Annotated in this window: 14 protein-coding genes; 6 read left to right on the forward strand and 8 right to left on the reverse strand. The window is 72.4% G+C overall.

Annotation, left to right across the window (positions count from 1 at the left end; genetic code table 11):
- Nucleotides 1-2 precede the first annotated feature (2 nt).
- Nucleotides 3-134 (forward strand): BBE domain-containing protein, encoded by a 132-nt coding sequence (locus WBK50_RS01780; protein WP_341339255.1) that lies wholly within the window; start codon nucleotides 3-5, stop codon nucleotides 132-134.
- A 46-nt stretch (nucleotides 135-180) separates the two neighbouring features.
- Here WBK50_RS01780 and purU read toward each other — a convergent pair whose 3' ends face one another.
- Both purU and WBK50_RS01790 read right to left on the reverse strand, forming a co-directional pair.
- A complete protein-coding gene (purU, locus tag WBK50_RS01785; RefSeq protein WP_341333923.1) occupies nucleotides 181-1,074 on the reverse strand; it encodes a formyltetrahydrofolate deformylase in 894 nt (297 codons plus the stop codon).
- A gap of 182 nt (nucleotides 1,075-1,256) precedes the next feature.
- A complete protein-coding gene (locus WBK50_RS01790) occupies nucleotides 1,257-1,757 on the reverse strand; it encodes a DUF2505 domain-containing protein (protein ID WP_341333924.1) in 501 nt (166 codons plus the stop codon).
- A 23-nt stretch (nucleotides 1,758-1,780) separates the two neighbouring features.
- On the opposite strand from WBK50_RS01790, the gene WBK50_RS01795 reads away from it, so the two are divergent.
- From WBK50_RS01795 to WBK50_RS01805, 3 genes are all read left to right on the forward strand, one after another.
- Nucleotides 1,781-2,830, forward strand: coding sequence for a UDP-N-acetylmuramate dehydrogenase (locus WBK50_RS01795; protein WP_341333925.1), 1,050 nt, complete (start codon nucleotides 1,781-1,783; stop codon nucleotides 2,828-2,830).
- 162 nt (nucleotides 2,831-2,992) lie between these two features.
- The gene (locus WBK50_RS01800) at nucleotides 2,993-4,168 is read left to right on the forward strand and encodes a L,D-transpeptidase (RefSeq protein WP_341333926.1); all 1,176 of its coding nucleotides are present in this window, start codon (nucleotides 2,993-2,995) and stop codon (nucleotides 4,166-4,168) included.
- A gap of 53 nt (nucleotides 4,169-4,221) precedes the next feature.
- Nucleotides 4,222-4,440, forward strand: coding sequence for a hypothetical protein (locus tag WBK50_RS01805; RefSeq protein WP_341333927.1), 219 nt, complete (start codon nucleotides 4,222-4,224; stop codon nucleotides 4,438-4,440).
- A 34-nt stretch (nucleotides 4,441-4,474) separates the two neighbouring features.
- On the opposite strand, the gene WBK50_RS01810 is transcribed toward WBK50_RS01805, so the two are convergent.
- On the reverse strand, nucleotides 4,475-5,236 hold the full coding sequence (locus WBK50_RS01810; RefSeq protein WP_341333928.1) for an SDR family NAD(P)-dependent oxidoreductase: 762 nt from the start codon (nucleotides 5,234-5,236) through the stop codon (nucleotides 4,475-4,477).
- Between the two features lie 31 nt (nucleotides 5,237-5,267).
- Nucleotides 5,268-5,519 carry a DUF2530 domain-containing protein gene (locus WBK50_RS01815; RefSeq protein ID WP_341333929.1) on the reverse strand — a complete coding sequence of 84 codons (252 nt, stop codon included), beginning with the start codon at nucleotides 5,517-5,519 and terminating at the stop codon, nucleotides 5,268-5,270.
- Nucleotides 5,520-5,574: 55 nt separating this feature from the next.
- Between WBK50_RS01815 and WBK50_RS01820 the strand changes: the two genes are divergently transcribed.
- Nucleotides 5,575-7,008, forward strand: coding sequence for an NCS2 family permease (locus WBK50_RS01820; protein ID WP_341333930.1), 1,434 nt, complete (start codon nucleotides 5,575-5,577; stop codon nucleotides 7,006-7,008).
- A gap of 84 nt (nucleotides 7,009-7,092) precedes the next feature.
- Nucleotides 7,093-8,346: an MFS transporter gene (locus tag WBK50_RS01825; RefSeq protein WP_341333931.1), complete on the forward strand. Its 1,254-nt coding sequence runs from the start codon at nucleotides 7,093-7,095 to the stop codon at nucleotides 8,344-8,346.
- 136 nt (nucleotides 8,347-8,482) lie between these two features.
- On the opposite strand, the gene WBK50_RS01830 is transcribed toward WBK50_RS01825, so the two are convergent.
- The 4 genes from WBK50_RS01830 to WBK50_RS01845 form a co-directional block, all read right to left on the reverse strand.
- Nucleotides 8,483-9,367 carry a DMT family transporter gene (locus tag WBK50_RS01830; RefSeq protein ID WP_341333932.1) on the reverse strand — a complete coding sequence of 295 codons (885 nt, stop codon included), beginning with the start codon at nucleotides 9,365-9,367 and terminating at the stop codon, nucleotides 8,483-8,485.
- Between the two features lie 168 nt (nucleotides 9,368-9,535).
- The gene (locus WBK50_RS01835; RefSeq protein ID WP_341333933.1) at nucleotides 9,536-10,474 is read right to left on the reverse strand and encodes a glycoside hydrolase family 16 protein; all 939 of its coding nucleotides are present in this window, start codon (nucleotides 10,472-10,474) and stop codon (nucleotides 9,536-9,538) included.
- 72 nt (nucleotides 10,475-10,546) lie between these two features.
- Nucleotides 10,547-12,097 (reverse strand): glycoside hydrolase family 16 protein, encoded by a 1,551-nt coding sequence (locus WBK50_RS01840; RefSeq protein WP_341333934.1) that lies wholly within the window; start codon nucleotides 12,095-12,097, stop codon nucleotides 10,547-10,549.
- Between the two features lie 13 nt (nucleotides 12,098-12,110).
- A complete protein-coding gene (locus WBK50_RS01845) occupies nucleotides 12,111-13,136 on the reverse strand; it encodes a hypothetical protein (protein ID WP_341333935.1) in 1,026 nt (341 codons plus the stop codon).
- Nucleotides 13,137-13,139: the final 3 nt, after the last annotated feature.

Below are 13,139 nucleotides of genomic sequence, written 5' to 3' on the forward strand. Positions count from 1 at the left end.
TCATGGCGGACGCGGACGCCGACCGGGTCCGCGCCAGCTACGGCGCCGCGAAGTACGAGCGGCTGGCGCACATCAAGGCCGAGTACGACCCGGGCAACCTGTTCCACCGCAACGCGAACATCAAGCCCGCCTGAGGTCGTGCGCGGAACCGTCGCCCCGGTGACGGTTTCCGTGCACCCGCTACTTGAACACCACGGTCTTGTTGCCGTGGACCAGTACTCGGTCCTCCAGGTGCCAGCGCAGGCCTCGGGCGAGCACGAGGCGCTCGATGTCCCGGCCCCGGCGGACCATGCTGTCCGGGGTGTCGCCGTGGTCCACCCGGATGACGTCCTGCTCGATGATCGGGCCGGCGTCGAGGTCCGCGGTGGCGTAGTGGCAGGTGGCGCCGATCAGCTTCACCCCGCGCGCGTACGCCTGGTGGTACGGCCGGGCGCCGGCGAACGACGGCAGGAAGCTGTGGTGGATGTTGATCGCGCGCCCGCCCCACTCCTCGCACAGGTGCGCGGGGAGGATCTGCATGAACCGGGCCAGGACGATCGCGTCCGGGGAGTGCGCGTCGACGAGCTTGCGGACCTCCTCGAACGCCGCGACCTTGCCCTGCTCGCGCTTCGGGTCCCGGACGCTCGGGAACGGCACGTGATGGAACGGCACGTCGTGCGCGCGCACGAGGTCCCCGAGCGAGTCGTGGTTGCCGATCACCGCGTCGAGGACGACGGGTAGTTCGCCCGCCTGGACCCTGCCGAGCAGGTCGTGCAGGCAGTGCGGCTCCTTGGTGACGAGCAGGACCGCGTGCTTCGGCACGCCCGTGTCCGTCACCTGCCACGTCGCCTCCGGGCCGAACTCGGCCGCGACCGCGGCGAAGCGGACGCGCAGCTCGTCGACGTCGAAGGGGACGGAGTCCGCACGGATCGCCTGGCGTGTGAAGAACCAGCCGTCCTGCGGTTCCGCGTGGTAGGCCGCCTCGACGATCCAGGCGCCGGCGTCCGCCAGGAATCCCGCGATCCGCGCGACGATGCCGGTGCGGTCAGGGCAGCTGAAGGTGATGACGTAGCGGCGGTCTCGTCCGGGTTCCACGAGGGAAAATCGTGCCACTGCCCTGATCGCGACCTACACGTCGGGTGCGGACCCGGGTCTACCCGCAGCCGCTCGAAGCGGAGCTCTCGCGTGCGTTCGACGTGCCGTCGTCGGCGATCGGCGGCGTGCTCACGGTGATCCGGCTGTGCTGCGCGCAGCCTCGTTCTGGCGAGGCTGCGCGCTCACAGGGAGTCGAGATAGGCGTGGGTGAACTCGGTCTCCATGGCGAGCAGGCGCTTGATCTGGTCCCCGACCGTCGCCTCGATCTTGCCGCCGATGATCGGGACGTTGACCTTGGTCTCGATGTGCACATCGAACGAGCTGCCCTCGGCCGCCGGGGCGAGCTTCATCGTCCCGTTCGCGCCGGCGGGCAGGCCGGGCAGCTGGACCTCCACCGTGCCGTCGTAGGAGCCGTCGCGCGCCGGCGTCCAGGTCTCCCGCCGCTCGACGACGATGTCGCCCTTGAGGAACGAGCGGACCACGCCCGGCAGGTCGTTCTCGTCGAGCCCGTGCTTGAGCCGGTAACGCACCCCCGACTCATCCGCGTCGTACTCCAGGATCTCGGCCCCCCGGCCGCCGATCTCCTTGAGCCGCCTGTTCAGGTAGTTCTGGTCGATCATGGCTGCGTAGACCGCGTCGACGGGGTGGGCGGACGTCGAGCGGTAGTCGATCGAGCGAGACATGGGCGGAGGCTACCGTCGTGGCCGTGCAGACACCCGTTCTCCCGGTGCCCCGCCCGGACGTGCCGCTCGCCCCGCTGACGACGCTGCGGCTCGGCGGCCCGGCCCGGCGCCTGGTCGAGGCCCCGTCCGCGGAGGCGGTGGTCGCGACGGTCCGCGCGGCGGACGCGGCGGGGGAGCCGGTGCTGGTCCTCGGCGGCGGGTCCAACGTGGTCGTCGCGGACTCGGGTGTCGAGGGCACGGTCGTGCTCGTCACCGGCACCGGGATCACCACCGAACGTCGCGACGACGGGGCGGTGCTGCTCACGGTCGAGGCGGGTGAGGACTGGGACGGGGTCGTCGCCGCCACTGTCGCCGACGGACTGGGCGGGCTGGAGTGTCTCTCCGGGATCCCCGGCCGGACGGGCGCGACGCCGGTGCAGAACGTCGGCGCGTACGGCGTGGAGATCGCCGAGCTCCTGGTCGACGTCGACCTCTACGACCGGCGCTCCGGCACCGTCCGCACGCACGTCCCGGCCGCGAGCCTGGGTCTGGCCTACCGCACCAGCGTGCTGAAGAACACGGACTCCGCGATCGTCCTGCGCGTGCGGTTCGCGCTGCCGGGCGGCGGGGAGAGCATGCCGATCCGCTATGCCGAGCTCGCCCGCACCCTCGGCGTCGAGCAGGGGTCCCGGGTGCCGGCCGGCGCCGCCCGCGAGGCCGTGCTGGCCCTGCGCCGGGGCAAGGGCATGGTCCTCGACGCCCGGGACCACGACACCTGGAGCGCGGGCTCCTTCTTCACCAACCCGATCCTCCGTGAGGGCACCGTGCCGGCGGCACCGGGCTGGCCGACGGGGGACGGCCTGGTCAAGCTGCCGGCAGCCTGGCTGATCCAGCACGCGGGGTTCGGCCGCGGCCACGCCGGGCCCGGCGGCCGGGTCGGGCTCTCCACGAAGCACGTCCTCGCGCTGACGAACCGGGGCGCCGGCCGGACCGAGGACCTGCTCGGGCTCGCCCGCGAGGTGCGGGACGGCGTGCGGGACGCGTTCGGGGTCGAGCTGCATCCCGAACCGGTGCTCGTCGGGTGCGCACTGTAGGGACACAACGTGACGATCGGCTCAGCACCACCCGAAAGGGAGAGCTGCGCCGGAATCGTCGAGGTGGCCGCGTAACCTCGCGACCCGATTCCCCCGACGCGCGCAACCTCGCCCGCCGCCCGGACGTCCATCACCTGGGGAGTCGGGCTCGTGGGGGAGAGAATGCGTCGTTTTCTGCTGATCCTGGCCGTGATCGCGGTCGGATCGCTCGGTGTGGTCACCGCGGCCACGGCAGCCGGCGGGAAGGGCGGTTCCACGCGCAGCGCCGCGCCGTCCCTGCTGGTGCCGGATGCGTCGGTGACCTATCACCCTGCCGCGGGGGCCGCGGACGTGAATCCGGCGTCACCGGTCTCGGTGACGGTCGAGGACGGCACCTTCGAGCAGGTCTCGCTCACCGATCCGGACGGCGACGTCGTCGCCGGCGCACTGAACGCCGAGAAGACCGTCTGGACGGCGAGCGAGCCGCTCGGCTACGGCACGGCCTACACGTGGACCGGGGTCGCGAGCGGCGCGGACGGCGTGCAGGTGCCCGTCCGGGGCGCCTTCCGCACCGTCGCGCCGAGCAAGGCCGTGCGCGGTGTGATCAATATCGGTGACGGCCGGACCGTCGGCATCGCGGCGCCGGTCGAGATCCAGTTCAACAGCCACGTCGAGGACCGGGCAGCGGTCGAGCGGGCGCTCGGCGTGCAGACGTCCACGCCCGTCGAGGGCGCCTGGGGCTGGCTGCCGGACGAGAACGGCGGCTCCCGCGTGCACTGGCGGCCGAAGCAGTACTGGCCGGCGAACACGGAGGTGACGGTCACCGCGAAGCTCTACGGCGTCGCCTACGGCGGCGGGGAGTACGGCGCGGCGGACATCGCCAGCACGTTCCGGATCGGCCGCGCGCAGATCGTGAAGGCGGACGCGCGGTCGTTCCAGATGGTCGTCGAGCGGGACGGGAAGCAGGTCGCGAGCTACCCGGCCAGCTACGGCCTCGCGTCGGACCCGAACCGCAACACCCGCTCGGGCGTCCATGTCGTCACCGAGAAGTTCACGGACAAGCGGATGATCAGCGCGCAGTACGGCTACGACGTCGTCGAGAAGTGGGCCGTGCGGATGAGCAACAACGGCGAGTTCATCCACGCCAACCCCGCCTCGACGGGCGCGCAGGGCTCGTCGAACGTCACCCACGGCTGCGTGAACCTGTCGATCGACAACGCGAAGGCCTATTACGACACCGCCCTGTACGGGGACCCGGTGGAGGTCACGGGCACCCCGGTCCAGCTCTCGTCGAAGGACGGGGACGTGTGGGACTGGACGCTGTCCTGGGACCGGTGGCGGACGCTCTCCGCCCTGTAGCTCCCGCTCGGCGCGATGGTTCCCGCTCGGCGAGGTCGGGTAGGGCTGAGGGCATGAGCGAGACCGACAGCAGTCAGGTGTCCGAGGAGCGCATCCGGACCCGCGCCGAGCCCTTGCCCGAGGAGCGGAGGGCGGAGATCCCCGGGGAGGACCACCGCGCCGAGGCCGAGGCGATCCTGGCCGAGTCCGAGGAGCGGGTGCAGGGCGCGGTCGCGGGCCGGGAGCCCCGGGACGGTGCGGACGAGCACCGGCGTTCGGAGGACACCGTCTGACCGATGTGGCCGGGCCGCCCGGCCCGGCCCCCGGTCAGCTCTCCCGGTAGGCGCGGCTCGCCGACGCCTGGGCCCGCGGCTTGAGGACGATCTGGTCCAGGTTCACGTGGGACGGCCGGGTCGCCGCGAACGTGATCACGTCCGCGACGTCCTCGGGTGTCAGCGGGGTGAGGCCCTTGTAGACGTCGTCCGCCTTCTCCTCGTCGCCGCCGAACCGGACCAGGGAGAACTCCGTCTCGACCATCCCGGGACAGATCTCGGTGAGCCGGACGGGCTCGCCCAGGAGCTCCCCGCGCAGCGTCCGGTGCAGCATCGCCTGGGCGTGCTTGGCGCCGGTGTAGCCCGCGCCGTTGTCGTAGGGCTCGAGCGCGGCGATCGAGGTGACGGTGACGATGTGCCCGTCGCCCGACGCGAGTAGCGCCGGGAGCAGACCCTTCGTCACCCGTAGCGTGCCGATCACGTTGACCTCGAACATCCAGCGCCAGTCGTCCTCGTCCGCCTCGGCGACCGGCTCGAGGCCCTTCGCGCCGCCCGCGTTGTTCACCAGCAGCCGACACTCGGGGACCGCGGCGACGAAGGCCGAGACGGAGTCGGGGTCCGTCACGTCGAGCCGCACCGCGGTGCCGTCGATCTCCCTGGCGATCTCGGCACACCGGTCCACCCGGCGGGCGCCGAGGACCACGTCGAAGCCGGCCCGGGCGAGTGCGCGGGCGGTGGCCGCACCGATACCGGAGCTGGCCCCGGTGACGACGGCGGTGGGACGGCCAGAATCGGTGGGCTCGCTCGCGGCGGTCATGCGGTGAGCCTAGGGTGATTCCCGCGCAGCTTCAGTCGAGCCCGCGCTGGGCCGTCCGCGACCCCCGCCGCGCCGCGGCCCGTTGCCAGCTGAAGACACCCCAGCCGAGGGTGCCGAGCAGTGCTCCCGCGACGCAGGTGGCGAAGTCGACGCCGAGCGGGCGGCCCACGGCGAGGTGCGCCGCCAGCAGCACGACCACGCCGACGACCCACAGCGCGGTGCCGGCGCCGACGACGACGCGGATGTCGTCCAGGCGGCGCGAGATCGGGGGCGGGTCGATCACGGCGTCAGCCTACCCGGGCTCGGCCGAGCCCCGCCCGAGATGGGACGGTGTGCGCGTGATCGAGCGATTCTTCCGGCTCGCCGAACGCGGTTCCACGGTTCCCAGGGAGCTCCGCGGCGGCCTCGTCACCTTCGTGACGATGTCCTACATCATCGTGCTGAACCCGTTGATCCTCGGCAGCTTCTCGGCCTCGGATCCGGGGGCCAAGACCGACGCGCTGGGCGCGATCCTGCCGGTCCCGCAGGTCGCGGCCGTCACCGCACTCGTCGCCGGCCTGATGACGATCCTGTTCGGACTCGTCGCCAACCTCCCGTTCGCGATCGCCACCGGCCTGGGCATCAACACCCTGCTCGCGGTCACGATCGCCCCGCTGATGAGCTGGCCCGAGGCGATGGGCCTCGTCGTCATCGACGGCGTGGTGATCGTGCTGCTGGCCCTCTCCGGCTTCCGGACGGCGGTGTTCAACGCCGTCCCGGCCGAGCTCAAGACGGCCATCGCGGTGGGCATCGGGTTGTTCATCGCGCTGATCGGGCTGGTCGACGCCGGCTTCGTCACCCGGCTGCCGGACGCCGCGAACACGACGGTCCCCGTCGGGCTCGGGATCGGCGGCTCGATCGGGTCCTGGCCCACGTTCGTCTTCGTGATCGGCCTGCTGATCACCGGCGTGCTCGTCGCCCGCGGAGTGCGGGCCGGGATCCTGGTCGGGGTCCTCGTCACGACCGCGATCGCGATCATCGTCGAGTCGATCGCGCACGTCGGATCGGCCGCGACGAACCCGAAGGGCTGGTCCCTGGCCGTGCCGACGCTCCCGAACCGCATCGTCGAGCTGCCGGACCTCTCGCTCGTCGGCAACGTGTCGTTGGGTGCGTTCACCCGGCTGGACACCCTGACGGTGGTCCTGCTCGTCTTCACGCTGGTGCTGGCGAACTTCTTCGACGCGATGGGCACCATGGCCGGCCTCGGCCGGCAGGCCGGGCTCGTCGGCCGGGACGGGCAGTTGCCGAACATCGGCCGGGCGCTGGTCATCGAGGGGACCGGGGCGATCGCGGGTGGCGCGGCGTCCGCGTCGTCGAACACCGTCTTCGTCGAGTCCGCCTCCGGTATCGCCGAGGGCGCACGGACCGGGCTCGCCAACATCGTCACCGGGCTGCTGTTCCTGGCGGCGATGTTCTTCACGCCGCTCTACTCCATCGTCCCGGTGGAGGCGGCGGCCCCGGCGCTGGTGATCGTCGGGGCGTTGATGTTCCGTCAGGTCGCGGAGATCGACCTGACGGAGCTGCGGTCGGCGATACCGGCGTTCCTCACAATCGTCGTCATGCCGTTCACGTACTCGATCGCCAACGGCATCGGTGCGGGCTTCATCAGCTACGTCGTGCTGGCGGCGGCGACCGGCGGGGCACGCAAGGTGCATCCGCTGATGTGGGTGGTCGCGATCGCGTTCGTGGGCTACTTCGCAGTCGGGCCGATTCGCTCGCTGGCCGGAGGGTAGTTGTAGTAACCTAAGTAAATCGTGAGTGCTGTCGTCGAAACCCCGGGTCCTGCTCCGTCGACGTCCGCCGAGTCCCCTCCCGGCATGTTCGCCTCCCTGCGCGTGCCCAACTACCGGCTCTACGCCGGCGGGCAGATCGTCTCGCTCGTCGGGACGTGGATGCAGCGGATCGCGCAGGACTGGCTGGTCCTCGACCTCACCGGCGGCAGCGCCACGGCGCTGGGGATCGCGGCGGCGCTGCAGTTCGCGCCGACCCTGCTGCTCTCGCTGTGGGGCGGCGTGCTGGCGGACCGGGTGGACAAGCGCCGCGCCCTGATCCTGCTGCAGATCGCGATGGGGCTCTGCGCGCTCGCGCTGGGAGCCACGGTGGTGACGGGCGTCGTCGCGCTGTGGCAGGTCTATCTGCTGTGTGCGCTGCTCGGCTGCTTCTCGGCGCTCGATGTGCCGGTCCGCCAGTCCTTCGTCTCGGAGATGGTGGGCCCGGCGCAGCTCGGCAACGCGGTCGCGCTCAACTCGCTGACGTTCAACCTAGCCCGGATCGCGGGGCCCGCGGCGGCCGGTGCGCTGATCGTCGCGGTCGGCACCGGCTGGGTGTTCCTGATCAACGCGGCGAGCTTCGCCGGCGTCGTCACCGGGCTGGCGCTGATGCGCACGGACCGGCTGTTCCGGTCCGATCCCGTGCCCCGCGCCCCGCACCAGCTGCGCGACGGCCTGGCGTACGTCCGGCGCCGGCCGGAGATGGTCGCGGTGCTGGTGCTGGTCTTCCTGGTCTCGACCTTCGGGATCAACTTCTTCATGACCCTCGCGATCGTCGCGCGCAACGTCTTCCACCGCGATGCCCAGGGCTACGGCCTGCTGACGACGCTGCTGGCAGTGGGGTCGGTGATCGGGGCGACGTTCGCCGCGCGGCGGTCCGGGCGGCCGCGGATCCGGCTCGTCGCGGCGTCCGGGCTGGCGTTCGGTGTCCTGCTGGTGGCGGCAGGGCTGATGCCGACATACCTCAGCACCGGGATCGCGCTCGTCCCGGTGGGGCTCGCGGCGCTGACCTTCACGACGGCGGCGAACTCGGCGGTGCAGCTCTCGGCCGAGCCGGCGATGCGCGGGCGGGTGATGGGGCTCTACATGCTGCTGTTCCTCGGCGGGACGCCGCTCGGCGGACCGTTGCTGGGGGTGCTGGCCGAGCGCTTCGGCGGCCGCGCACCGCTGGTCGTCGGCGGGGTGGTGACCGTGGTGTCCGTGCTGGTCGTCGCGCTGGTCCTGGCCCGCCGGATGCAGCCGGCGCCCCTGACCCGGTTCAGGACCACCCGATCCGGGACGTTGACCGCGCAGGAAGGGTAGGCTAACTTCAGTCACGTCGCTTCGTGGTGGGAGCGGCGCGTCAGTTCGGGAAGGATCAGGGCCTCTGCCTGCAGGCAGGGGCCCTGATCCGTGCCTGGATGGTTCGGTGGCCGGCATCCCATGCGGCTCGGTGGGTTCAGCGTCGGCGGGTGAGGGCGACACCGGTGAGGGCCAGGACGCCGCCGGCCAGGGCGAGGGCGGGCGGGGCCTCGCCGAGGAGGAGCGCGGCCATGGCGATCGTGATCGGCGGGACGAGGTAGGTGGTGACGCCCAGCCGTCCCGCGTCCATCCTCGCCAGGGCGTAGGCCCAGGTGCTGAACGCGAGGGCGGTCGGGACCAGGCCGAGGTAGACCATGCCCGCCGTCGCCCCGGCCGGGGCGCTCGCCAGGTCCCGCACGAGGCCGCCCGCGTACGGCAGGCACGCGAGCATGCCGATCGTGCAGGCCAGGAAGGTCACCTGCAGGCCCGGGAGGCGGCGCAGGACGGGTTTCTGCGCCAGCACCCCGATCGCGTACGTCACCGCCGCGACGACGCACAGCAGCGCGCCCACGAGATCGGTGGTGTCTCCCGTCGCGGTCGCCGCTCCGATCAGGACGACCCCGGCGAACGCGACCGCCGCGCCGATCACCAGCCAGCGCGGGAACCCTTCGCCGAGCAGCACGCCGGCGAACAGCGCGATCAGGATCGGGCCGATGTTCACGAGCATGGCCGTCGTGCCGGCGTCCACGCGTTGCTCCGCGGCGTTCAGTGCGACGTTGTAGACGGCGAACCAGGCCAGGCCGCAGAGCAGCAGGAGCGCCCACTCGCGGTGCGTCGGAGCGACCCAGTTCCGGCGGGCCAGCAGCAGGAGGCCGAGTGCGACGGTCCCGACGGCGAGGCGGCCGAGGGCGAGCGATCCGGGCTCGAACGCCCGGCCGACGTAACGGATCGCCACGAAGGCCGACGCCCAGGCGAGCACGGTGATCGTGACCGCCGCGAGGGCGCTCCAGCGGTATCGGGACGCGAGTGCGGGAGCGGTCACGCACCGACCGTATGCGGACGGGGCGGCACACTGCGCGTGACTTTCCGCGAGGCCCTTGCCGGTTTAGGGAAGGATAGGCTAACTTCATCACGTCGCTTCGTGGTGGGAGCGGCGCGTCAGTTCGGGAACGTGGGGTCCCAGCCCGATCGGCTGGGGCCCCACCTCCGTCTACAGCCCGTAGATGCGCACCCAGTCCACGTCGAGCTTCACCTCGGCCGGCGTCGTGGCGTCCGGCCCCTCGGCCCAGCCGTTGCCGAACGGGCCGATGTCCTGCTGGATGGCCAGGTGCATCGGGCGCGGCGGGATCTGCTCCTTGTCCGTGGTCCGGAACGTCTCCTGGCCGTCGATGAAGCCCGCGACATGGTCCGGCGTCCACTCGACGGCGTAGGTGTGCCACTGGGTGAAGTCGCCGGGCACGGTGACGCCGGTCTGGCTGTTGTCCTTGCCGTAGTGCAGGACGAAGTGGGTCTCGGTGCGGTCGCCCTTCGGCTGCTCCATGAAGTCGATCTCGCCGCCGCGCGGGAAGTCCTCCGCGTCCGGCCAGAGCAGGATCACGGCGCTGTACCCGTTCCCGACCTGGGTGCGTGCCCGCACCTCCCAGCGGCCGTACTGCTGGCCCCTGTCCCACGCCATCCCGGCCGAACTCAGGCCGCGGCTCGTGATCGTCATGACGCCGTCCGCGACGGTGATGTTCCTCGGGTCGTGCCGGCCGACGCCACCGGTGGTCTTCCCGGTGTAGGTGTTCCAGAGCGACTCGTCGAGCGTGCCGCCGTCGAACTCGTCGTGCGCCGTCAGGGGCCAGTTGTTCTTCACCCCGGCCTCGTCGCCGGAGCGGGCGCTCGGGTCCAGGGTCGCGACGCCCCCGGGGCGGACCGGGTCACCGGGGTCGCGAGGTGCGCTCGGGGCCCCGGCGGTGGTCGTCGTGATCGGGCGGCGTTCCTGCGAGGTCGACGACGTGCTGCCGTAGCTGATCACGGCCGTCAGGACGCCCGCGAGGGCCACGATCGACACGATGGACAGCACGATCGTCCAGACACGGCGGGGGCCGGGCGGGGGCCCGGGGTCCGGTGACGGCGTCGGAGGGGTGAGCTGATCGGTGCCCGGCACGTGATCCCCCAAGGGTGATCGAGGTGGAGGGGTCACCGTAGGGAACGGATTCTGTGCCGACGCTGAGAGGGGTCAGCCGGCCTCGCCCTCCTGCCGGGTGCGGGCGTCGTCCTGGTTCCGGACGCGGGCCTGTTCCCGGCCGTCGTCCCGGGTCTGGCCGCCGCCGTTCCGGGTGCCGCTGGGCCGGCCGCCGGCGGTGCTGGACCGGCCGTCGTCGCTGGAGCGGCCGTCGTCGCTGGACCGGTCGGCGGTGCTCGATCCGGCGCCGCCGCCGGTGGCGCCGCCGTCGAGGGAGTACTGGCGGACCCAGTCGACGTGTTCGAGGGCGCCGCCGCCCGCGGAGCCGTCGCCGGGGAAGTAGTCGAGCTGGATGCAGAGGTGCATCGGGCCGGGTGGGAGGATCGCGGTGTCCGTGGTCTCCCACCACTGCTCACCGTCGACGTACGCGGTGACCCGCTCGGGAGTCCACTCCACCGCCCAGTTGTGCCATTCGGTCGCGTCGATGTCCAGGCTGCCGTGGACCTGGGAGTTGTCCTCGCCGTAGTGCAGGAAGATGTCGGTCGACCGACGGTCGGGGTCGCCGATCTCCATGAAGTCGATCTCCCCGCCGACCGGGAAGTTCTCCGCGTCCGGCCACAACAGCAGCAACGAGTGGTAGGCGTCCGCGCTGGCAGGGGACTTCACGCGGGCCTCCCAGCGCCCGTACTTCTGCCCGGGGTTCCACGCCATGCCGGCGGTGTTGCCGTCCTCATCCCCGGTGATCGTCATGATCCCGTCCTGGATCGACACCGCGTCCGGGGTGCGCCGTCCCTTGCCGGCGTGGCCGGGGCCGTCGTAGATCGACCACTGGTCCATGCCGCCGTCGAAGTCGTCCTCGCGGTCGGGGGTGCCCCAGCCGAACCGCTCGGCGGCGGTGGTGCCGGTGATGTCCTGCGCGGTGGAGCCCGTGTCTCCGGTGTCGCTCAGGGTGCCGTTGCGCTCGGTGCCGCTCGTGCCGCCGGTCCCCGGGTCGGCGTCGCTCCCGGAACCGCGCGCGGAGGAGCCGTCTGCGTCCGCGGACGTTGCGCCGGTACCCCCGGAGCCGGAACGGTCGTTGCCCGGGCGATCGGCGCCGGAGCTGCCGGAGCTGGAACGATCGGAGTTCGCGCTACCGGAGTCCGGGTCGTCCGAGCCCGACACGGTGGAGCCGGAGCTGTCCTCCTCGAGGCTGTCGGATCGAGGGCCGCCCGGGCTCGAACCGTCCGAGCTCGGACCGCCGGCCCGGGAGCGGGACGACTCCCCGGAACGTTCGGGTGCGGGCACGACCAGAACGTCCCCGTCCCGGTAGGTGACGCGCGAGCCCGAGCCCGTTCCTCGGCCGGCTCCGGAGCCCTGATCGGAGCCCTCGGTGTCCGCCGACCTCCGGCCGTCGCGCCCGGACCCGGAGCTGTGTCCGCCCCTGCCTGGATGCCCGCTCGGCGTGTGCTCGTAGCTGCTGGCGCGGCTCGCGGCCGTGCCGACGGTCGCCGGGGCCACCTCGGGCCCGTCCCTCGCCACGACCCCGACGACCGCGGCGGTCACCAGCATCCCGGCCGCAACCCCGACCACCAGGTAGCGGCGGAGCAGCGTCTCGACGTCGATCATCAGGTTCTCCGGTTCAGGGCGCGAAGCTCACGTGGACGTGGTCGAAGTGCCCGCCGGTGGCGTCGTGGACGTCGTAGACGCTGCTGCGGTACGCCCGCCCCCACCCACCGGAGTCGGTGACCGACGGGTCCCAGTAGCGGCCCTGCCAGATCAGGTACGAGACGTGCAGCGGGCCCGCGTTCGCCCGCAGCCATTCCGCGAGCCGCCAACCGTTCGCCAGCTCCCGGCCCTGCGGGAACGTGCCGCCGGTGGTCGGGAACAGGTCGCAGGCCCGGCCGCGCGGATGATCGCTCGACGGGTTCCAGGCGTGCGCGTCCCAGCAGCTCGCCGTGTGCACGACCGGACCGTCCTGCAGGGAGGCGAACGCCCTGGTGACGGCGTCGAGCCCGTGCCGCGCGACACCGGTGAGGCAGCCACGCCCGCTCGTCGGATCCGTGCCCGTGCAGCCGGCCGGGCCGCCGCCCCACGCTCGGGCGGGCGCCGGTGGCGCCGTCGAGGACGCGATCCGCGGAGAGACGACCTGCGGGACCACCGAGGGGGGCCGGTCCGCCGCCGCATCCCTCGCGAGCTCGGCCGAGTGCCCGAGGTAGGTCCTCGCGCCGGAGAGATGGTCCGGGACCGCCTCCGGTTCGGCCTCCCGCCCGGTGAGCGGAAGGTCCGGTGTCGACGGCAGGCCACCCGTCGCCGCGCGCAGTGGCGAGCAGACCCACGGCGTGACGCCCCGGAGATCCGCAGCGACGGACGAGGCGAGCGTCGAGGGCCAGCGAGAACCGCCGGCGTCGACCCAGGTCTGCTCGACGGCGGCGAGCAGACCGGACCCGGGCGTCTCGCCACTGACCCGGGCGACCCGCGCGATCGGCAGGTCCTCCGGGCACAGGGAGGCCATGAGCCCGAGCAGCGGGACGGATGTGGCGGTGGGCGCCTCCGCGTGCGCCGGGGCGGCGTTCGCGAGCATCGTCACCGGCAGCAGGCACCCCGCGAGGACGGAGGCGAGCGCCGCCCGGGCCGGAGTCCGGACGGGTCGGAAGGACGTGTGCACGGG

It is taken from the genome of Pseudonocardia sp. T1-2H, from assembly GCF_038039215.1.
In the GTDB taxonomy this organism is placed as follows: domain Bacteria; phylum Actinomycetota; class Actinomycetes; order Mycobacteriales; family Pseudonocardiaceae; genus Pseudonocardia.

What these genes read in the sequence shown, in the direction of transcription:
- WBK50_RS01780 (WP_341339255.1), top strand. Translation starts at nt 3, where the DNA reads ATGGCGGACGCGGACGCCGACCGGGTCCGCGCCAGCTACGGCGCCGCG.
- WBK50_RS01790 (WP_341333924.1), bottom strand. Translation starts at nt 1,757, where the DNA reads ATGTCTCGCTCGATCGACTACCGCTCGACGTCCGCCCACCCCGTCGAC.
- WBK50_RS01800 (WP_341333926.1), top strand. Translation starts at nt 2,993, where the DNA reads ATGCGTCGTTTTCTGCTGATCCTGGCCGTGATCGCGGTCGGATCGCTC.
- WBK50_RS01805 (WP_341333927.1), top strand. Translation starts at nt 4,222, where the DNA reads ATGAGCGAGACCGACAGCAGTCAGGTGTCCGAGGAGCGCATCCGGACC.
- WBK50_RS01810 (WP_341333928.1), bottom strand. Translation starts at nt 5,236, where the DNA reads ATGACCGCCGCGAGCGAGCCCACCGATTCTGGCCGTCCCACCGCCGTC.
- WBK50_RS01825 (WP_341333931.1), top strand. Translation starts at nt 7,093, where the DNA reads ATGTTCGCCTCCCTGCGCGTGCCCAACTACCGGCTCTACGCCGGCGGG.
- WBK50_RS01840 (WP_341333934.1), bottom strand. Translation starts at nt 12,097, where the DNA reads ATGATCGACGTCGAGACGCTGCTCCGCCGCTACCTGGTGGTCGGGGTT.